Below are 21,411 nucleotides of genomic sequence, written 5' to 3' on the forward strand. Positions count from 1 at the left end.
TTTATTCCGCCACCGCTGAGTTTCTGAAGACATTTAAAATTTCACCTAATCGCGCATTTTGTACCGCGTCAATTTCACGTCCGGCACTGTGTCCTGCATTGCTTTGGGTGAATTCCATAAAGGCAATAAACCAGTCGGTGAGATAATTTTTGGTGTAATCTCCGGTGTAATTGCTCAATTTTGGTAAATTATTGATTTTTTCCACTTCAGCGATTTCAAAAATCTGTCCATCGCGCACACGACTAGCCGGACGCTCCGCCACAGGCATTTGATCAAATCCAAGCCAAGCAAGGAAATCAGCAATTTCAGTGGTCACGGAGAATACTTGACGTTCCACAATCTGATCACGCTTACTGGCGCCCACTTCGTTACGATTAATCACTTTGGTTAAGCGATTTAATAAATTAAGACGGTTCGCACCGGTAATCAATTCGCCAACAATGCCTTCAATACATTGTGCCGAGAACGGATAAAATCGTGTATTGCGCGGATCCATAGAAATACCGCGTAAATGCTCAATCCATGCTTTAAACACCGCTTGGGCAAAACGGGATTCCGGCAATTTCTCTTCCGAAACGTTTGGATTTTTGACCGCACTTTGTGGCTCATCAAACAAATCAAAGCTGTCATCAAAGCCAAAACCGGAAGCAAACGCATTGGATTTATTTACCTCCTCGGAATCTTTGGCAGAAGGCGATAACAAATCATCATCATTGTCGGCAAAATATAAAGAATGAATGGTTTCTTCCGGTAATTGAAGGCTACGTAAAAACTCACCCACAATTAATGCGCTTTTTTGTAATTCGCCAATGACCAATTTAGCCAACTGTTGTTTACGTTGCACTTCTTCCGCACCATCGCTTTGATACCAACTGGCAAAACGGTTTTCGATGATATGTTGAATCGCATGATTTAACTGTTCTGCAATACGCTTTTGCTTCACTTGCGGCATCGCCACTGTTTTTAAATAATCGCTGATCCGTTGCATCCCACCGTCATTTAATAATATCATGCCATCCCAAGCCTCTTGAGGATTGGCAATGTGTTTTTGAATATCCGGATCATCGGCAAATGTGCGACGTAACAAATCCAATTGCGCACTTTCATTTGGACGCACGCGTAATTCCTGCCCGTCTTCCACATCTAAGAAAGACACTTTAAAGCCCGGTTTACGCACTAAGAAAGTATTGTTAAACGGTTTGCCGTTCGACCAATCATTTAACCATGGATAATTACCAAAACGCTCCAAAATGGTTTGTTTCAACAACCCGCCGGAACCCCAGCTGATTTTCAACATATTTTCATCTTTGGTCAGATCAGCACTAATTCGTTTATCAAACATAGTAATCGCCCATAACAAACCCGGTTTCCGTTGTGAGCGGGCCTCCGGCGTATCGCCTTGGGTTTTATTAATCCAGCGTTCAAGCACAGGGCCTACGCTGTTAACATCGGATTGTTTATCGGATGGCGTACACACGATCAATAAATTCATTTCTTGGCTGTCAGTGTAACGCTCAAACAAATACGCCACTTTGCCACGCAAAATTAACTGGGAAACCGGATTGCCTTCCTGAATTTCTTTAAGACTTGAAATCGCCAAACGGCCGCGATAGCCCGGGAAGTCAAGTAAATCAACACTTTCCACTGCCGGTACACGGGTTGGGTTCATCAACGGAAACACAAGTTCAGCAGTAAGTGCGGTCAATTGTGCGAGAGAAATTTTTACCGGTTCGCCAATATTGTCTTCCGAAAAATAAGGGCGCACCTCAAGCAATTCGTCTTTATCCGTATTCAATCGCTCCAACATATCCACGTTCATAATACTATCCGCTTGGGATAGCTCGCCGTTGACTTCTTTTACCACTGCGGTTAGCGGCGCATAAACACGATCTGCATTGCCTAAAGCGGCCAAAGTGTGAGCAAACTGCACATAAATCGCACTTAAATCCGCTTCCTCTCCCCATAAAATAGAGAACAATTGAGCACGATCATTAATGCTCAAATAAGGGGCAATTAAAGTAGCCTTCGCCCAATACCCTCCTTGCAACATGGCTAAGGATTTTCCGAAGCTTTCCGTGGCGTAATCTTGCAAATCCACTACATCATCTTCCGTTACACCGGCTACACGCTGCGCCGACATTTTTGCCGTCATACGTCTTAATAGCGCATTGACGTTTTGTTGATCCAGTTTGTAATCAACTTTTTCCTTATCAAAATCATTGAAATAAGAATTCACCAATAATTTGGCAATTTCAATTTCATGGAACAATCGAAGTTCGAGCGGATAGCCTTGAATACCGCCCTTTGCCGTACGACTAAAACGGGTCACCAAACCGGTGGCTTCTTTACCGCCACCCGGTGGGTTAACATGCTTAATAAAGTCTAATTTACGACCATCAAAAAGCGTTTCTAAATTACCGTTGGCATCAGCCGCCAACGCTGAAATTAAAAAGGATTTACCCGCTTGGGATAAGCCAAAAAAGCCTGTTGTCATCGGACGCTCGGACACTGCACCAAGACGTTTGGCGGTATTACGCAAGCGGCGTAATTCCAAAATGAGTCCATCGGCTTCGTTATTTAAACGGGCGACATTCGGACGAACCTGACTAACCCAATCAATCGCCTGTTGGGAACCATCAAAAATATTTTGCCATGCTTGCGCTAATTGATTTTCTACACTCATCTTTTCACACATCCACTATCTAACCAATATTGAGTTTCGCCTAAACCTGCATCAACCATTGTATTTAAGGTCAATTTAATGTCTTCGTTACGACGACAGGAACGTCCATCAGAGGCGGAAACGGATTTAATGTAAAAATTCTCCGCACTTTCTTGGCTATTGCTTGAACTGCTCTTATTTTTCACACCAAGCACCACTTTTAAAACCGTGCCATCAATGGCTAAACGGCGCTTAATATCATCGTTTTCAATGGTCAATAAATAAATCGGCGATGCTACCCAGCGTTCTACGTTTAGCTGGCGGAAACCAATACGCATTGCGCCACGTACTTCAAATTCCGTATCCGGGAAATCGTAATCTTCATTATCCAAATCAATTTCAGAATAATATAAGTTACTGTCTTTAATCACGTTGTTGTTATCCAACAAACCGATATAACGAATAGTAGAATAAGAATGCATGGATGCCGCACGGAAATAGAAATTCGGCAAACGCATATTATTACTTAAGAAACACAGCATAGCGCCTACTGCTGCTGTGGTTTTCGGATCATCAATGCGCCCTTGTTTATGGAACGGGTACCAGTTGCCGGTACGATAATGATGCAACGGCATAATCCGCCCCACAGGCAATGGCAAGCGGCTACGGAAGAAACTTTGTACCCCCGGCAGGCGGGAAGGACGGCCGGTTAACAACAACACGTCACATTGGTACAAATTGATGATTTCACATAAGGCATTAAAAGTTTTACAAATATCAAAATGCCCACGAATGAATAATTTATGAATAGCTGCCAAATCCACATGAATCGGCAAATCTAAAATATTGAAGTTTGGATTGCCTAATTCACGGGCAATCGGTGTATTAATATAATTCAATACATTTTCTGTCGGCTCGTCCACCTGCGCCAATAAACTACGGAAAGTTGCACCGGCTAAGGTGTTTTCCGTACTAAACGGATCAAATTCTTCATATTCTTTCAAAATACGCAAACCGATCGGACTGAACACTTGCAAGGTCAGTTGTTGACGTAACAATGCGTCTTGCACTTTTAAGGTTTGGGAGCCGATATATTGTGCCAAAATAGGTTCAGGATCGCGTAAGCCTGCTTGTTTTAAACCGTTACTTAGCGCAGGGACAACAATATCGCGAATCATGTCCAACAAAATGTCATCACCGGCCACCTTGAAACCGTCTCGGAACAGTTGTTCCGGCTCGATATAAGCATTACTGCTATTGGTGTTGCTGTTTTCGCCGTAATCCATTTTGTATTTATTAATCACCAAATCCGTGGTGCCACCACCAATATCCACACTGGCAATGGTAATGGATTTATCTTTTGCCAATTTATCCGGGCGGGATAAGGCAGCAAAAAATTCTTCCGGGCGACCGCCGTAATTATTTTGAGTCTCGTTAAACAAATACACGATTTGTCCGCAAGTCGCTTCATCCCACTGAATATGCACTTCCGGCAACATCGGCCAATATTTTTGACGCCCTTCTTCGGTAGCGAAATCAACATTATCGTCCGATTTATCCCATCCCAAACTCTTCCAAACTAAGCCAATAGCTTGATACATAGCATTTTTGAAAATTTCCCGTTCCGGTTTCGGCATTGCCGGCGGAATGGTCAGAATAATAGAACGCAAGAAACGCGGCGTACGGGAATGCTCTAATTTAGCACGTTGTGCCGGACTGTTAATTTGCATTAATGCATGCATTAACACTTCCGACAACATAAATGTCATCAAAGAACTACGGGAATATTTCGGTTGGAACACCGGCATTTTACGCTCGAATTCTTCTTCAACATCATCACGTAAAATATGTAAGGCTTCGCCGTACTCGTTGATTAAGCCGGAAAGTGGCTCGGCAGTGGCGTAAGGCTCGTGATCGGTTTTCACATAAGCAGAATTGAAACGCCACATTTGTTCGTACTTATCCAAATCCCACAAATAGCGTTTCGGGCTGGATAACCCGGTGGAACCTTCATTACCGTTACGACGACTTGCCAAGCGCCCCGCTTCTTTACCTACGCGCGCAATGGTTGGCCATTGGAAGGCATCACGACGTCCACTTTGTAGCGACCAATGATCTTTACCGAAAAAGGCCTGCGCAAATTCCACACGGCTTTCAAAGGGTTCGGTGTAAATCCGTTCCGGATTGGTTAAATCCCGCAATTCCAGTTCATACCGTTTTTTCAAGCCGTCTTTTTCTTGCACATGGTCTTCAATCAGAATGCCGCAAGTACGGGAGTTTCCCACATCCAACACCATATCCACCGGAATCGCTTTCATGATGTCATCGGTTTTATTGGAGACCACTTTAATTCTTGGCAACGCCACTTCGCTACCCAAAATCGCCAAAATATTCAGATAATGCCCTTGGTGCGCTTTACGTTCGACTTCTTGCACTAAGTCTTCCGGATGAATTTTCAAACGATTCGCTTCCGGCGCCAATTCTTTAAATAATTCCAATAACCAATTATTTACCCAATTGAAATCCAAGAACCAAGACATTTGATCGGATTGATGCGCCAAGCCGAATAACACGCCGGAACGCACATCCTCGTGAGTAGGCGCCAAATAAGCGGTGTCTTGGCTATTTGGGAAAATTTTTGTATCGAAAGCAAAAGTCACTCGATGAGTATGCCCATCAGGATCCGCGCCTTCCGCCAATTCCACAATGCGCACCCGAGCCCAGTTATATGGACCTTCATCAAAACGATCGGGCGGCACGGTTCTCAACACAGGAATCGGCAACCAAACACCGTCAAATAATTTAAAAGATTGCTCTACGCTAATTTCTTGCTCGGTACGCACCAAAATGCCAGGACGACTTGGATCACAAAAACCTTCGCCGTTTTTATCGGCAATCAGACGACGCAACGGTCCATTAACCGCCGAGGAAACGAAATTGCCATTGCCTTTTTCACGCCACTCTTTGGCTTTCCAATTAATTGTCAACGCAAAATCAATGAATTGCACACCGCTATTCATGACTAACGAAAGTTCTTTACCAAAATTATGTAACTCAGGAAACATGTGCTATCTCTCTTTCATCTCATTAATGCTTATTTCTTGATAGTAATCGGGAACCGATTATCACCGTAAGAACCGTCACAATCGGCCGAAGTGCTATTTGGTTTACAGCTGATTTCCGGCAGTTGATATGTGGTTCCATCGCTACAGTTCGCCATCTTTTTATTGGAAATAGTCAATCCGCTACCGCTCACGCTGGCGTTTACATCCCCTACACATTTTACCCCGTCACCGCGTTGTAACGTGACCTGTCCTTTACCTTTATCGTCAAAGTTATAGCTCAAGCGCATCGGCTTGCCGGTGGTTTTATCTTGAATACCACCGCCTGCGTTCCATGCGCCGTTTAAGAAGTCAACTTTGCCTTCTTTTAGACTATTTGCCGGAATTTGCAGTTTTTGCTGAGCGCTGTTTACGCTTGGGTCAACCCCTTTTGCATCGACGCCTTTCGGGTCAATGCTTTTAGGATCAGTGCCTTTAGGGTCATTCGGATTTGTGTTGTTATCCCCTTTCTTATCGACAGGATTGTTTGGATCAACCGCGTTTTTATCCTTTTCATTTAATTTTGGATCCACCGGTGGCAAAGTCGGATCATTCGGGTTAATCTGGTTTTTCTCCAACTCATCTTTGCCTAAGGCTTTTGGATCTTGTGGAGTGGTCAAATCAGCTTTGTTATCCACATTAACATCGGCTTTTGCCGCCGTATTATCGTTCAACGTTGTGTTATCAACCCCATTGACATTATCTACACCTACCGTGTTATCGGTTGTTTTTACTTCAGTCTCTTTGTTTAACTGCCCTAACAAATTATGATCAGAAACCACCGTGCCGTTTGAATCAATCCATTGCCCGTTCACATAACGATACGATGTGCCGTTGAGGTTAACAATTCGTTCTTTTTTATCATCAACTACCGGCTCTTTCTTATCGTCCTTCTTATCCTCTTTCTTCTCTTCTAATGTTTTATCTTCTGAAAGTGCGGTGGATTTTTTCTCTGTTTTTTGCACTTCATGCTTCGCCAGCGGATCCAATTCAATTTTCTTGTTAGAAAAATTAAAACAGTCAAACCAATAACACAATAGCAACGCAAGCAACAATAACAACGGAAGCAACCACCACAACCAAGACATTTTTTTCTTCGTCGGCTCAGGTTTAGCTTCAGGAATTGGTGTAGCGGCCACTAAAGGGGCGGCAGGTTTTAAACTTAAGAATGGATCACCATGTAAATTGGTATTTTTTTCAATAAAGCCCCAGAAGGTAATTACCGGACGGTTATTCACCAAATAGACGTGTTCAGGGTTTGGGAAACGCAAGGCTTTGAGGTTTTCGACCGAAGCCGGATTATTCGGCTCCGCCCACAATAGACGGGAAAAGAGTAATTGATCGCCTTTTAAATTGGCTTGTTTGCTCATTTCTAAGCCTAAATCCGCCATATTTTTTTCAAATACTTTTAATTCGGCAAGTGCTTGTTGGCGCTCCTCTTCGGTGGCGGAAGACCAAGGAATAATCATATATTTGCCATCGGCGCGTTCCGATTCAAACGGCACATACCAATCGATTTTACTGCCTTGATCATTGCGTTGCGGAATAGCCAAATAATCGGAAAATATTCGGCCACGCTTTAAGCGAATCGTATCGCGTAATTGAGATGCCACAGAATAAACGGCCTGGCCGTCTTGCCCTAAAGCGGTATAGTCTTTTATATCGCCGGTTCTTAAAAGAGTGCTTAACATACACTTGTCCTCAAGTTGAAAATCGCTACTTATCAAAGCGTTAACTACGCGGAATTTTACCCCAAAAATACATAAAAACCTATTAATCCAAGTAAAAATATCGGTTATTAGACAGAGTACACCTAACGACGCAGGCGGATTACAAGCAAAAATGCAACGTAAAATTAAATACCGTTTCATTTTTACTCTAAACCTCTTTAAATTTCCCGCATAGGAACGTCTATGTTGCTCATTTTGTAATCCATGCACAATATCATGCTGCCACTTTCTATCAAGTCATATTAATGTTTCGTGGTATCTAATTCTTCTTACGTATAAGGCGGCAGATTGAAGCTAAACGGTGCATTGCTTTGTACGAAAAAACAGCGAACACTCCTCTACCATGAACATCCTTTCCCCGAAATGGCTACCGTTTTCTTGAATAACTTCAACTGTAAACTATTCGTTACATCAAATTCCAGCCCGCAAGTTTTCTTGTGACACATAAGGCGAAAATTCGCGTGGATTTTCCACCACACTTTTAGGATCGGAGACCATGATTCTGCGGCGTGACGTTAATGTATGGTATATAAAGAGCTTAAAAATAGTTAGGTAATAACATAAAGCACTTTAAGACAAGGAATCTGGCGGTAAATAGACTCAGTCTCAGCCATAAATTTCAGATAAAATTAACATTTTGTGACTTATATCACGATCTTTATTTTACAGACTGTAAAATTTAAAATACAATCATTGTCAATTTTTAAATACACACTAAGGAACAATAATGAACAAAACAGTGGGAAGTACGCTGCTAGTCGCAGGTACAATGATTGGCGCGGGTATGTTGGCTATGCCGCTCACCTCCGCCGGTATCGGCTTTAGCGCCACCTTGCTTTTATTATTAGGCTTGTGGGCATTATTAACATTTACCGCATTACTTTTTGTTGAACTTTACCAAACTGCACCAAGCGACGCAGGCATCGGCACCTTGGCCGAACAATATTTCGGTCGACCGGGATGCATCATTTCCACCGCTGTATTAATCATCTTTTTATACGCCTTAATCGCCGCCTATATCAGCGGAGGCGGCTCATTATTGGCCGATACTCTGCCTACGATTATCGATGATGAAACTACCGGCAAAACCGCCGTATTAATTTTCACCGTTTTCTTCGGCGCTTTTATTGTCATCGGCACACACAGCGTGGATAAAATCAACCGCTTGCTGTTTTTCACCATGATCACTACGTTCATCGTAGTATTGGGGCTCATGTTACCGGCAATCAAATTGGATAACCTCATGGCCATGCCGATTGATAACGCCCTGATTATTTCCGCCAGTCCGGTATTTTTCACCGCCTTCGGCTTCCATGGTTCCATTCCAAGCTTGAACAAATACTTAGACGGTAACGTAAAAGCCCTTCGCATAGCCATTTTGGTCGGTTCCGGCATCACCCTATTCGCCTACATCTTGTGGCAACTTTCCACCCACGGTTTGCTCACACAAAATGAATTTTTGCAAATTCTACAAAAGGATCCGACCTTAAACGGTTTGGTCACCGCCACCTTAACCATTACGCAAAGCAACATCATGGCAAATGCGGTGAAAATCTTCTCAACGTTGGCGTTAATTACTTCATTTTTAGGCGTGGGAATCGGTTTGTTAGAATGTATCGAAGACTTATTAAAACGTTCCTTTAACATCAACGCAGGTCGTTTCTCCCTTGGTTTAATGACCTTCATCCCGCCTATCGTCTTCGCCTTGTTCTACCCGAAAGGTTTCATCCTTGCCTTAGGCTATGCCGGTCAAATGTTCGCCTTCTACGCCGTAGTTCTTCCGGTCTCTCTCGTGTGGAAGGCGCGTAAAATTCATCCGAACCTACCGTATAAAGTTTGGGGCGGTAATTTGACACTTTTCATCGTGTTAGTGTTAGGTGTTATTATCACCTCCATTCCATTTGCCATTCGAGCAGGTTATCTACCGTTTGTGGTGGGATAAAAACACTAAAAAAAATGACCGCACTTTATTGAAGTGCGGTCATTTTTTTGTGCGTTTATTTACATCAATTTGATGGAGAACAGGTTCACAGTTAGATCAAATAAACAGCGGTATGGACGCTTGGGTTATTTTTCACCATGTCTAATCAAGGCAGAATAAATCCCGCCTTCCAATTTCCTTAGCTTAGAAAAAACCAATCACTGCGTTAAACAAATAGGTAACACCACCCCAAGCCCATTTTGTTAACGCTACTGCAGCCCATCCCATCAGAATTAGCATAATCAGACCAAAGAAATCTGGCAGGTGTAGATAAATCCATGCGGCAACAGGATGGCGCCAAAAGGCAGATTTTTCCTGTTTCTTTTCAAGACCGGCGTGCATGAACGGGCGTTCCAAATGCAAGGTACTATCTATGCCATACTCGCTCCGAACGTGCTCATTAATAATTTTCATGGTGCGATAAGTCGGTTGTAGGAAGATGTCAATAAGTGTGCCCAACACCGGAATCATACCCAATAACATATCGGCAAAAGCTAAATACACCGCCGGTCGCATTTTATGTTCCGGTACGCCTAACTCCTTGCCCATGCGGAAGGCTTTTAAAGTCAGCAATAAGCCGGCAATGTCACCGATGAAGGGAATGAGCGAAAGGATAGCATCGAGGCCAACCCCTTGTTTAGTAAAGGGAATACAGAAGAGACAATCCATCGTGTTAGCATATTTAGCCAAATGACGTTCACGACGGATGATTTCCTGCCTTTCAAAAGGAATAAGAGTATTGTTATTTTTCATTGTGTTCTTAATATTGGTTCTATGTAGATTATTTTAATGCGCGCAGATTAAGTACTTGTAGATTTATTGCTTTCTATCGTTAAATCTCAACAACTGCAGATTTTCTTTAATCTCTTTTTCCAATTCGGCAGATTCGGTGAAGAGTTTGTCCAAATCCGCCGAAAATCCCGCCATTTTCTGCGCAAATTCATCGGCGGAAATATCCACATAATCAATCTTTACCTCGAAATACTGCCCCGCCGACAGGCTGTAATTCTTCGCTTTTATTTCATCGTAGCTGACCACCACGCTGAAATCTTCTACTGCCTGTTTGTGCGTGAAAGTATTGCAGATTTTTTGTTCTTCTGCGCGGGAGAGTACGGTTTTTTGGTTTTTGCCGTCTTTGATTTTTTCGCCCAAGCCCGATGCGTCGATTAATACCACTTTGTCTTTATTGGATTTATCGATAAACAGAATAGAAACGTTGGTTCCCGTCGTGGCGAAAATATTGGAAGGCATGGAAACCACGCCGGCGAGCATTTTGTTTTCCACCAAATATTCGCGGATTTTTTTGTCGATGCCCGATTGGGCAGTGATAAAGCCCGTCGGCAACACAATCGCCGCTTTGCCGTTTTCTTTCAGGCTAAACAGGATATGCTGGATAAAAAGCTGGTAGATTTCCATCTTATCCGTATCTTTCGCCTTGATTTTCGGGATTCCGGCAAAAAAGCGTTCGCGGTTTTCCTCGCCTTCCAATTGGTCGCGAAAATCGCTGAAATCCAATTTAAACGGCGGATTGGAAACGATGAAATCAAATTTTTTCAGACGACCTGAAGCGTCTTTATGGGCGGGCGACAAAATCGTATTGCCCTGAACCACATTATTCAAAGAATGCACCAAATTGTTCAAAATCAGATTCAGCCGCAAAAGATTGGACGATTTTTGCGAAATATCCTGCGTATAAATCATACATTTGTCTTCGCCGATGGCATGGGCAACATTCATCAGCAGCGTTCCCGAACCAGCCGACGGGTCGTAAACGTCCACGCTGCGGATTTGCCCGCGCACCGCCTCCGGCACCAAAATATCCGCCATAATCCGCGCCACCGCATGCGGCGTGTAGTATTCGGCATATTTGCCGCCGGAATTGCTGTTGTAGTCTTTAATCAGGTATTCAAAAATTGTCGCAAAAAAATCGAATTTTTGGGCAAAAATCGCCTCGAAACTAAAACCCGCCAGCTTGGAAATCAGCGCTCGGCAGAAATCATCGCGGCGACCTTCGTCAGTAATGTATTGACTGATACGCTCGAACAACACAATTTTCGCCCCGCCTTCGGTTTTCACCGAAAACAGCTCCGCATTCTGCGCGGCAATATCGGTGAGCGTATCGTCAAAGAGTTTGGCAAAGTCCGCGCCATTTTGTCGCTCCGATAAATATTTGATGGAATGCTCGGGCTTCAAAACGGCCGTTTTTCCCTCAATATCCATATTGACGAACTCGATTGGTTCGTCTGGCTTTTCTTTGCGAATTTGTTTAACTTCGAAATCGTATTTGTCGTTTAAAAATTTATACAAAAAAGCCTGACTGATGATTTTAAACTCGTTGCCATCGTTGCCTAAGCCATAGTTGGCGCAAATGGTTTTTAAGCTGTCAATCAAGGCTTTGGTTTGTTCGGTAAAGTGTTGTTCGGTCATTTTTTATCTCGTTCTTTTTATTGTATCGCTCGGATTATTGAAACCGGCTTATTCCGCTACGGATACCTGCCCGTTCATCAGCATGGGCAGTAGGAAATCGCGTAGTTGGGTTAGTTGGTGGTTTTGTTTTTGAGTTATTAGCATTTTTTGAAAAATAGGAGTAACAATTTTTTCCAATTTTTCTAATAATGGTTGAGAAGGAATACAAATATATGCTTGTTTTAAATGGTCTTGAGTAATATGTCCCATCGTCGTTTTTCTTAAATCAGCAATCATTTTAAAATGCTTCAAATAGTTTAATAATTCAAAATAAAAAAAGTATTTTGGATATTCGGAAGAAGTTACTTTAAAAATATGTTGATTTAAAGCCCCTTTACCTTGAGACCAAATTTTGATTTCTAAAGTCGCAGACCAAGAAAATAAAATATCCCCATCATCAATAATTGCTTCTTTTGGGATATTTGTTTTAGCTCTTTCAGTATTTGAAGAAACACCTTCATTCATTTCTCTAATTTTAATAACTGGCAAAAAATCATCGAGTTCATTTTCAGGACGATATTTTTGCAAAGCTAATCCGTTAAAATACTTCGCTATTTTCCATAAACTCTTCACCTCCCACCCCTTCGGAATTTTCCGTTTCAAGGTTTCGTCAAACACCATTTCGCCGCCTGAGGATTTGTAGGGCTTGCCGTTGGCGTCGGGAAAATCGAACTGCACAAACCAGTAGTCGTACAGGATTTTTGCCATCTCTTCCAAGCGCGCGTTGATTTGTTTGTTCAGGGCAATTTTTTTGTCCAAAGTAGATAGGACGGCGGCGATGGATTGTTGGGTTTTGAGGTCAAAAACTGGAATTTTAAATTCCATAATTTGTGCTTTATCGCCCCGTGGCATCTTTGTACCCTTTGCACCTTTCATTGCATGGATAAAAAAATCATCACGAAACAAAGCATAAAATAAGAAATGACTATCTGTTTCTGCATTAGCACGAATCGCCAAAACATCAGCAGAACAACCCCCATCAAATTGGGCATACCAAATTTTTTTTAGATATGGTCGTATATTGGCTAATAAAATATCGCCCTTTTTAAATGCAGTTACTTTTCCACCTTGAATCGGTAAAGATGCTGCACACTCTATTCCTTGCTTATTTTGCAAGATATTATCTGTTGAAATATATTGGTTAAGCGAAATTTCACATACATCAATTTTATTATTTACATATGTTGCATAATTCTTTAATGCACTATTCATATTGATTTTATCTCTCAAAACTCTTCAAATGCCGTCTGAAAAAACATTTCAAAATCCGACCGCACTTTTTATTGTCCACGTCTGGACGTATGCAATACGCCCGTAAAGGCTACCTGAAACCACTTCCTTAAATCCGCCCGCTTTCTTTTAAGTATTCCCGCACCAATAGGCGGTTGATGGCTTGGATGTCTGCGGGTTGAACAGGAAATTGCTGTTCCGTTCTAAAGCGTTTTAATACGATGCCTTGCATTTGTTTTTCAAAGTAATTTTGGTTGTCCAAAATCTGCTCCATATCCAGCACTTTTTGGTCGGCATCGGTTTTTACACCGTTTAGTGCGTTAAAGACTTTGAGTTTGTCGCCGTAGAGGGCGGCGTTTTCCATAAGCCGCTTGTGAAGGCGGGCATATTTGGCGTCGCCGCCGTATTTATGCCGCAAAAGGTCGTTTTGTCGATTCAGCTCTTTGATTTGAGCATAAACGGTTTCGAGTGTGTCAATATTTGCCCTCATTTCTTCTTGCCCAACTTCGGCGAGGTTCTTTTTCTTGAAGATGCGTTCCAGTTCTTCGCGCAGGCTGATGTATTCGGGGTCTTCTTGGTCGAAGTTGCCCGCCAGCCCTTCGCGTACTTTGCGCATGATGTCTTTTAAATCGTCGGCAAGTTTGAGTTCGGCTTCGCCGATTTTGACGAACTGGAAGTAAACGTCTTCCAATGCTTCATTGAGCAAATGGGCGGCGTCGCCTTGCTGCAATTTTTCGGCAAGGTTTAAGGTATCCAAGCGGGCGGCGGTTTCGCGGTACAGGAGATTGAGTTTGTCAAAATCCAGATGCGCGAGAAATTCGTGGCTGCCTTGCAGACGCAGGACGTTGTACAGCTCTTTGGCGGTTTGCAGGGCTTTTTTTAGGGCAAGAAGCTGTTTTTTATCTTCTATTTGGCTGATTTGGCGGCAAAACTCTTCGGCGTTTTCGGTATCGAAATCAAACAGGGCGTTTTTAATGTCTGCAATTTCCTGTTCGGTTTCTTCTGCCGTTTTGAAAAGCTGGCTGTAGCTGCCGATTTCGTCGCCCAATTCGTTCGAAAGTTCGTCCCAATAGGCGCGGTTGGTTTTGTCAAATTCGCGTTCAATGTCGGCAAAATCGACAACATAGCCGTAACGGTAAGATTTGTAGGTGCGGTTGACGCGGGTCAGGGTTTGTAAAAGGTTATGGGCTTTGATTAGTCTGCCTAGGTAAAGTTTTTTCAGGCGCGGCGCGTCAAAGCCGGTCAAAAGCATGTTGTACACAAACAGGATGTCGGTTTTGCCTGCTTTGAAGTCTTTAACCCATTGGTCGCGTTCGTCTTTAGTGCCGACATCGTGCAATATCAGCGCGGCGGTGAGATTGTGGTCTGAGGTCGTCTGAAAATGGTCAAAAAGCTGGCGTGCCTGTTCTGCGCTGTCGCAAACGACCATGGCGCCGAGGCTGTCGTCTTGGTTGGTTTTTCTGAATTTGGCGAAGTCGTCCAAGATGTAATCAAGCATCGGGCGGACGAAGTGCGGATGGGCGTAGATTTCTTTGCGGTCAAAGCTGCCTTTTTCGACTTCAAGCTGCGCCAATGCAGCCTGCAATTGAGCTTTGTATTGGCTGCTGATGGCCTCGCGAATCAGGCGCAGGGTGTAGCCGTCGGCAATGGAGGCGTTGTAATAGTATTTGTGGATGTAGTCGCCGAAGAGCTCGCGGGTGTTGACGTTGCCTGCGGTTACGCCGATAAGCGGCGTGCCGGTCAACCCGATTTTGACGGCGTTTACGTCGGACTGGTTGAGGTTGGCAAGAAACGAGCCTTTGGGGTTGTAGCTGCGGTGTACTTCATCAAGAAAATAAACGCGCTGGATGGCGAGGTCGTAGTCGTTACGGGCGACGACATTGGGGTCGTCTTTGAATTTTTGGATGTTAACAACGGTGATTTCCGCTTTACCTGCGTGATTATGCAGGGTTTGGGCGGATTTGATGTCGGCAGCAAAGGCTTCGCGGCTGTCGATGGTATGGACGATTAAGTCGCGGGCGGTAAATTCCCGCTGCGCCTGTTTCAATAAATCGAGCCTGTCCACTATGAAATAGAATTTCGGCACGATGCCCTGTTTGGCGTAATAGTGCGTCAGGTAGCGGGTGTTGTAATAAGCAAGCGCGGTTTTGCCGGAGCCTTGGGTGTGCCAAATTACGCCTTTTTTACCGCCGTTTGCCAAATGTTTTTCAATGGCGAGGGTGGCAAATAGCTGCGGATAGCGCATGATGTGTTTTTGCAGCGCGCCTTGGTTACTTTTAACGTACGTCAGCCCGTGTTGCAGGATAAAGGCGAGGCGCTCGCGGCAAAGCAGCGAAGTCAGGATGCGGTTGGTCGGTGTTTCGGGCGATTTATTGCTGATAAATTCGGGACTGTGTTTGATAACGGGCAGGTTGTTGTCTTGTAGGACGTTGTTTTCGAGGTCGTCTGAAAGCGTGTTCAATAACTCAGCAAGGTTTAATTTATGCTCTTCGCGGAAGTAGTTGAACACGGGCTTGCCGTAAGCAGACGAAGCGTAAAACGCGCCTTGCGCCGGCTCGGTTGCGCCGTCGTCGTATTCCATGTTGTTGGAAAAAATCATGAATTGTGTGATGTTGATAAAACGGCGGAATTTGGGATTTTTCGCACGTTTGCCCATGCGCTCCCGCTCTTCGCCGATTCCGCCTTTGTTGTTAGGCTTTTTGACTTCGATAAAGACTAAAGGCATGCCGTTTACCAGCAGGGTAATGTCGGGGCGGAATTCTTCGTCGCCATTGATGCAGGGCAATTCGGTTACAACATGGAAACTGTTGTTATCAAAATTTTGGAAGTCGATCAGCTTCTTGCCGCCGGATTGATTGGTGAGGCGTTCGTAAAATTTTTGCCCCAAGTCTTCGTTATCCAGCTCAATAGTGATGTCGGTCAGCAAACGGTGTGCATCGTCCGGCGATAAATCGGGATTGATGCGACAGAGGCTTTCTATAAAGATTTCGGGAAATATGTTAGTTGGTTTGTCCCAATTTTCGTTTTTGAGCGAGAGGTAATCGTAGCCCAACCGCATCAGGTGTAAGACTGCAGGGATTTTGACGCGGGAGTTTTCGTTGTGGGTTTGGGACATGATGTTTCCTATCTAGTTGAGTTCCTTTGTGGCGGATATTATATAGATTTCAAAGGTAAAATCACCTAAGATTTCCCTGTTTCTAGCACATACAAAGAGGCTTTCTTATAATAAAAAAGTCGCCTGAAATACTTATCAATAATTTCAGACGACATTATTTTTAATTTTGGGAAGATATGAGTAAACTTTTACTATCCGTCATACACATTTTTCCATGCCTATGTAGATAATGTTTATCTAATAATTCTTGTTGTATCTATTACAAATCTGAACGGAGTTAACAAGATAGTAAATTTATGTAGTCGATTTTTTCTAATACCACAAGAGAAGTCATCTTTCAAAGGAGTCGTTCATGTTAAAAGAATCGCTTATCGAAAACAATTCCATCAAACTCAATCAATCCGCTACCAACTGGGAAGATGCCATTAAAATCGGCACTGACGCATTGGTTGCTTCAGGCGCCATTGAGTCGCGTTATTACGACAATATCATAGCCAAAGTAAAAGAACTCGGTCCTTACATCGTGTTAGCACCCGGCCTTGCCATGCCTCATTCTCGCCCGGAGGATGGCGTGATTAAAACCGCTTTCGGTTTAACCACCTTAAGCGAACCGGTGGATTTCAACGGTGAATTGGTTTCAGTGTTAGTCACCTTGGCCGGTAGCGATTCCGACACTCACATCGAAGGGATTGTTGAAATCACACAAATTTTTGATGATCCGGAAAGCGATGACGGCGTAAACATCCAAAAATTCCTCGACTGCAAAACCAAAGAAGAAGTGCTTGCCGTGATTGATACTGCTCTCAATGCTTAATCGTCTGTGATAAAAAACATTTCATTTTTTTACCGCACTTTGATTAAGAAAATGAATATACGGTATTTTAGGGATCAAAAACGGCAGCCAAGGCTGCCGTCAGTTTCTAAAATCATTGCGTTAGCCTTTTTTGCCGCTTTCGCTATGAGATTTCGTTTGGGATTTCATTCTGCTACTGATTTCGCGACGTTGTTTGGATAATTCGGCATTGCGAATAATATAATCGTCAACACGATTTTCGTAATCGTCCCGCATGTTTTCAATGATGGCACGCACATCTCGAATCGTCATGTCGTCACGAATATATTGATCTAAGTTTTCTAACAACAAAGCCCGTTTTTGGTTATCACGAATTTTACGATTATTATCGTCCATATCGCGTAACAGTTTATTTTTTAAGCGATACATACGCACATACTCCAAAACATCCTGAAAAGATTTGTTGACATTGTCCATCGATTTGCTCCCTTATTTTAAAAAATGAATAGCGATAATGTAGCCTTTTTTCCCTATTTCGTCAAAGTATTCACGCATTTTCCGGTGCATTCTCCCATCTCGCGGCAAATGTAAAAAATTTCCGCAAAAAGCATTGATTAGAAAACAGCGAGGTGATAAAACTCTAGCTATAATTTATTTAATAAAAGGAAATATATATGGCAAACGTATTTAATTTCAGTGCCGGTCCGGCAATGATGCCTAAAGCGGTTTTGGAACAAGCACAACAAGAATTATTAAATTGGCAGGGACAAGGCACCTCCGTCATGGAAGTGAGTCACCGCGGCAAATTGTTTATGGAATTAATCGCCCAATCTCAAGCGGATTTTCGCAAACTCTATAACATTCCTGATAACTACCAAGTTCTTTTCCTACAAGGCGGCGCGCGCGGGCAATTTGCGGCGATTCCGATGAATTTATTGCGTGAAAATGGCAAGGCGTTGTATTTAAACAGCGGTCACTGGTCAGCCACGGCGGCGAAAGAAGCCCGTTTCTTCGGTGAAATCGATGAAATCAATATCTTAGAACCGGGTGATGAACTCAAAGTAAAATCCCTCGATTTTAGCGACATCGCCGAACAATATGATTATGTTCACTACTGCCCGAACGAAACGATCAGCGGCGTGGAAATTTTTGATGTGCCGAACGTGGGCAACGCTGTATTGGTGGGTGACTTCTCCTCGACTATTCTTTCCCGCAAAATAGACATCAACAAATTCGGCTTAATTTATGCAGGCGCTCAAAAAAATCTTGGACCGGCGGGAATCACCCTCGTTATTGTGCGTGATGATTTAATCGGCAAAGCACGCAAAGCTACACCGTCTATTTGGAATTACGAAACGCAAAAAAACAGCGATTCCATGATCAATACGCCACCAACGTTTGCGTGGTATTTATGTGCCTTAGTGTTCAAACATTTATTGTCTATCGGTGGTTTGCCGGAAATCGAACAACGCAATCAGGCAAAAGCCAAATTGTTGTACGATTATTTAGACGGTAGCGATTTCTACCACAATAACGTGGCGAAAGCCAACCGTTCTTTAATGAATGTGACATTCAACACCGGCAATGATGAATTGAACGCTAAATTTGTCGCTGAAGCCACCGCGGCGGGACTACAAGCATTAAAAGGCCACAAAGTGCTAGGCGGTATGCGTGCTTCCATTTATAACGCCATGCCGATTGAAGGCGTACAAGCATTGATTCAATTCATGCAAAAATTCGCGGAAGAAAACGCGTAACCCTCTAAAAAGTGCGGTTGAAATTCATTGTAAAAAATCTACCGCACTTTTATTTTCCTTCATCACCACTCGGAGCAACCATGCAGTACCTCGATCGCGCCAATGAAGGCGTTAAAACACTTTTGCCCTATCAAGCCGGCAAACCTATTGAAGAACTTGAACGCGAATTGGGCATTGATAACATCATCAAGCTCGCTTCTAATGAAAACCCCTTCGGTTTACCGCCAAGCGCAAAAAACGCCATTCAGGCGCAATTAGACAACCTTAATCTTTACCCCGATTCCAACGGATTTTATTTCAAACAGGCAGTTGCCGAAAAATTCGGGTTACAGCCGGAACAAATCACCCTTGGCAACGGCTCCAATGATTTAATTGAACTCATTGCCCACACCTTTGCTTCCGACCAGGACGAAATCATTTATTCCCAATATGGCTTCATTATTTATCCGCTGATTAGCCAAGCCTTGAATGCCAAACGTGTAGAAATTCCGGCGAAAAATTACGGCAATGATTTGACTGCTTTTCTGAAAGCGATCACGCCAAAAACAAAATTAATTTACATTGCTAATCCGAACAACCCGACGGGCACCTTCTCAAGTGCGGTAGAAATTGCCGACTTTTTGGCCCAAGTGCCTCCGCAAGTGATCGTGGCGCTGGACGAAGCCTATGTGGAATTTACCGAGCCGAGCGAACGCGTGGATTCTTTCGGCTTGTTGGCAAAATATCCGAACCTTATTGTGTGCCGAACCCTCTCCAAAGCCTATGGATTAGCCGGTTTGCGGATCGGTTATGCGGTCTCCTCTACGGAAATTGCGGGCTTGTTAAATCGTGTACGTCAACCGTTTAACTGCAACAGCCTGGCACTTGCCGCGGCCACTGCCACCATTCAAGATGACGAATTTGTCGCAAAAGTAGCGGAAAATAACCGCGTCGGTTTACAATTATTGCAACATTTCTTTGATGAAAAAGGTTTGCGTTATGTGCCGTCCAAGGGCAACTTCGTGATGTTGGATTTACAACAACCTGCCGCACCGATTTATCAAGCACTGTTACGCAAAGGTGTGATCGTGCGCCCGCTTGCCGGATATGGTTTGCCGAACCATTTGCGCATCAGCATCGGCTTGCCGGAAGAAAATCAGCGTTTTTTAACCGCACTTAGCGAAATCTTAGGCTTATAACGGACGACTTATGCAACACGCCATTTCTATTACCCTTAACCCGATCCGCCACATTGAAGGCACGATCAACCTGCCCGGCTCGAAAAGTCTGTCCAACCGAGCGTTATTGTTGGCAGCATTGGCACATGGGACGACCAAAGTCACTAATTTGTTGGACAGCGACGACATCCGCCACATGCTTAACGCCTTAAAACAGCTTGGCGTGCAATATTCCCTATCTGACGATAAATCCGTCTGCGAAGTGCAGGGCTTAGGTGGTGCCTTCCAATGGCATGACGGTTTAGCGTTATTTTTAGGTAACGCAGGCACCGCCATGCGTCCATTGGCAGCGGCACTTTGTTTGGCGCGTGAAGGCGCTTCCGCACAAAATGAAGTGATTTTAACCGGCGAGCCGCGCATGAAAGAGCGCCCGATTCAGCACTTAGTAGATGCATTGTTGCAAGCGGGCGCAGACATTCGTTATTTAGAAAACGAGGGGTACCCGCCGATTGCCATTCGTAACACTAGCTTACGTAGTGGCACGATTAAAATCGACGGCTCCATTTCATCACAATTTTTGACCGCACTTTTAATGGCAGCCCCCCTTGCAGAAGGCGACAGTGAAATTGAAATTGTTGGCGATTTGGTTTCCAAACCCTACATCGACATCACCCTTAACATGATGAAAATCTTCGGTGTGGAAGTTGAAAACCAAAACTATCAACGCTTTCTCGTGAAAGGTAAACAATCTTACCAATCACCCGGCTCGTTTTTGGTGGAAGGCGATGCCTCTTCCGCCTCTTATTTCTTAGCGGCAGGCGCCATTAAAGGCAAAGTGAAAGTCACGGGCATCGGCAAAAACAGCATTCAAGGCGACCGTTTATTTGCTGACGTATTAGAAAAAATGGGGGCAAAAATCACCTGGGGCGAGGATTTCATTGAGGCGGAACAAGCCCCGTTACACGGTGTGGATATGGACATGAACCATATTCCCGATGCAGCCATGGCCATTGCCACTACTGCGTTGTTTGCCGAAGGGGAAACCGTGATTCGTAACATTTACAACTGGCGGGTGAAAGAAACGGATCGCTTAACCGCCATGGCAACCGAACTGCGCAAAGTGGGCGCTGACGTGGAAGAAGGCGAAGATTTTATTCGTATTCAACCCTTAAAATTAACGGATTTCAAGGCAGCAGAAATTGAAACCTATAACGATCACCGCATGGCGATGTGTTTCGCCTTAGTGGCGCTATCCGACACGCCGGTAACGATTTTGGATCCGAACTGCACGGCCAAAACCTTCCCGACATTCTTCAAGGAATTTTTAGCTATTGCGCAACAATCAAACGCGGTCTAAAAAACCGACATTGTGTAACAGTTGCACAAAGCTGAAATTGCGGTCACTGAGCTTGTCGAAGT

General features: G+C 43.8%; 13 protein-coding genes. 5 read left to right on the top strand and 8 right to left on the bottom strand.

The window, feature by feature from the left end; translation table 11 throughout:
- Position 1: 1 nt before the first annotated feature.
- From DK428_RS10655 to DK428_RS10665, 3 genes are read right to left on the bottom strand one after another with little or no spacing between them, the layout of a single operon-like run.
- Positions 2–2,683, bottom strand: coding sequence for a putative virulence factor (locus tag DK428_RS10655; protein WP_239493765.1), 2,682 nt, complete (start codon positions 2,681–2,683; stop codon positions 2–4).
- Positions 2,680–5,727 carry a virulence factor SrfB gene (locus tag DK428_RS10660; protein WP_109063876.1) on the bottom strand — a complete coding sequence of 1,016 codons (3,048 nt, stop codon included), beginning with the start codon at positions 5,725–5,727 and terminating at the stop codon, positions 2,680–2,682. The genes DK428_RS10655 and DK428_RS10660 overlap by 4 nt, the downstream gene beginning before the upstream one ends.
- A gap of 29 nt (positions 5,728–5,756) precedes the next feature.
- Positions 5,757–7,454 (bottom strand): SrfA family protein, encoded by a 1,698-nt coding sequence (locus DK428_RS10665; RefSeq protein WP_109063877.1) that lies wholly within the window; start codon positions 7,452–7,454, stop codon positions 5,757–5,759.
- Positions 7,455–8,220: 766 nt separating this feature from the next.
- Here DK428_RS10665 and DK428_RS10670 point away from each other — a divergent pair.
- The gene (locus DK428_RS10670; protein WP_109090018.1) at positions 8,221–9,435 is read left to right on the top strand and encodes an aromatic amino acid transporter; all 1,215 of its coding nucleotides are present in this window, start codon (positions 8,221–8,223) and stop codon (positions 9,433–9,435) included.
- A 183-nt stretch (positions 9,436–9,618) separates the two neighbouring features.
- Here the strand turns inward: DK428_RS10670 and DK428_RS10675 are convergent, their stop codons facing one another.
- From DK428_RS10675 to DK428_RS10690, 4 genes are all read right to left on the bottom strand, one after another.
- Positions 9,619–10,227, bottom strand: coding sequence for a DUF4112 domain-containing protein (locus tag DK428_RS10675; RefSeq protein WP_109063879.1), 609 nt, complete (start codon positions 10,225–10,227; stop codon positions 9,619–9,621).
- A gap of 63 nt (positions 10,228–10,290) precedes the next feature.
- A complete protein-coding gene (locus DK428_RS10680; RefSeq protein WP_109063880.1) occupies positions 10,291–11,901 on the bottom strand; it encodes an HsdM family class I SAM-dependent methyltransferase in 1,611 nt (536 codons plus the stop codon).
- Positions 11,902–11,949: 48 nt separating this feature from the next.
- The gene (locus tag DK428_RS10685; protein ID WP_109063881.1) at positions 11,950–13,152 is read right to left on the bottom strand and encodes a restriction endonuclease subunit S; all 1,203 of its coding nucleotides are present in this window, start codon (positions 13,150–13,152) and stop codon (positions 11,950–11,952) included.
- A 127-nt stretch (positions 13,153–13,279) separates the two neighbouring features.
- On the bottom strand, positions 13,280–16,285 hold the full coding sequence (locus DK428_RS10690) for a type I restriction endonuclease subunit R (RefSeq protein WP_109063882.1): 3,006 nt from the start codon (positions 16,283–16,285) through the stop codon (positions 13,280–13,282).
- Positions 16,286–16,637: 352 nt separating this feature from the next.
- Between DK428_RS10690 and DK428_RS10695 the strand changes: the two genes are divergently transcribed.
- Entirely contained in the window at positions 16,638–17,099 is a 462-nt protein-coding gene (locus DK428_RS10695; protein WP_109063883.1) for a PTS sugar transporter subunit IIA, read from the top strand.
- 120 nt (positions 17,100–17,219) lie between these two features.
- Here the strand turns inward: DK428_RS10695 and DK428_RS10700 are convergent, their stop codons facing one another.
- Complete coding sequence (locus tag DK428_RS10700) at positions 17,220–17,555, bottom strand: DUF496 family protein (protein WP_050694006.1); 336 nt, start codon at positions 17,553–17,555, stop codon at positions 17,220–17,222.
- Between the two features lie 197 nt (positions 17,556–17,752).
- On the opposite strand from DK428_RS10700, the gene serC reads away from it, so the two are divergent.
- The 3 genes from serC to aroA all read left to right on the top strand — a co-directional run bounded on the left by serC (position 17,753) and on the right by aroA (position 21,349).
- Positions 17,753–18,835, top strand: coding sequence for a 3-phosphoserine/phosphohydroxythreonine transaminase (gene serC / locus DK428_RS10705; RefSeq protein ID WP_109063884.1), 1,083 nt, complete (start codon positions 17,753–17,755; stop codon positions 18,833–18,835).
- Between the two features lie 80 nt (positions 18,836–18,915).
- Positions 18,916–20,013 (top strand): histidinol-phosphate transaminase, encoded by a 1,098-nt coding sequence (gene hisC / locus DK428_RS10710; RefSeq protein WP_109063885.1) that lies wholly within the window; start codon positions 18,916–18,918, stop codon positions 20,011–20,013.
- A 10-nt stretch (positions 20,014–20,023) separates the two neighbouring features.
- Entirely contained in the window at positions 20,024–21,349 is a 1,326-nt protein-coding gene (gene aroA / locus DK428_RS10715; protein WP_109063886.1) for a 3-phosphoshikimate 1-carboxyvinyltransferase, read from the top strand.
- The last annotated feature ends 62 nt before the right edge of the window (positions 21,350–21,411 follow it).

Origin of the sequence: Aggregatibacter kilianii, from assembly GCF_003130255.1 — a bacterium.
Lineage (GTDB): Bacteria > Pseudomonadota > Gammaproteobacteria > Enterobacterales > Pasteurellaceae > Aggregatibacter > Aggregatibacter kilianii.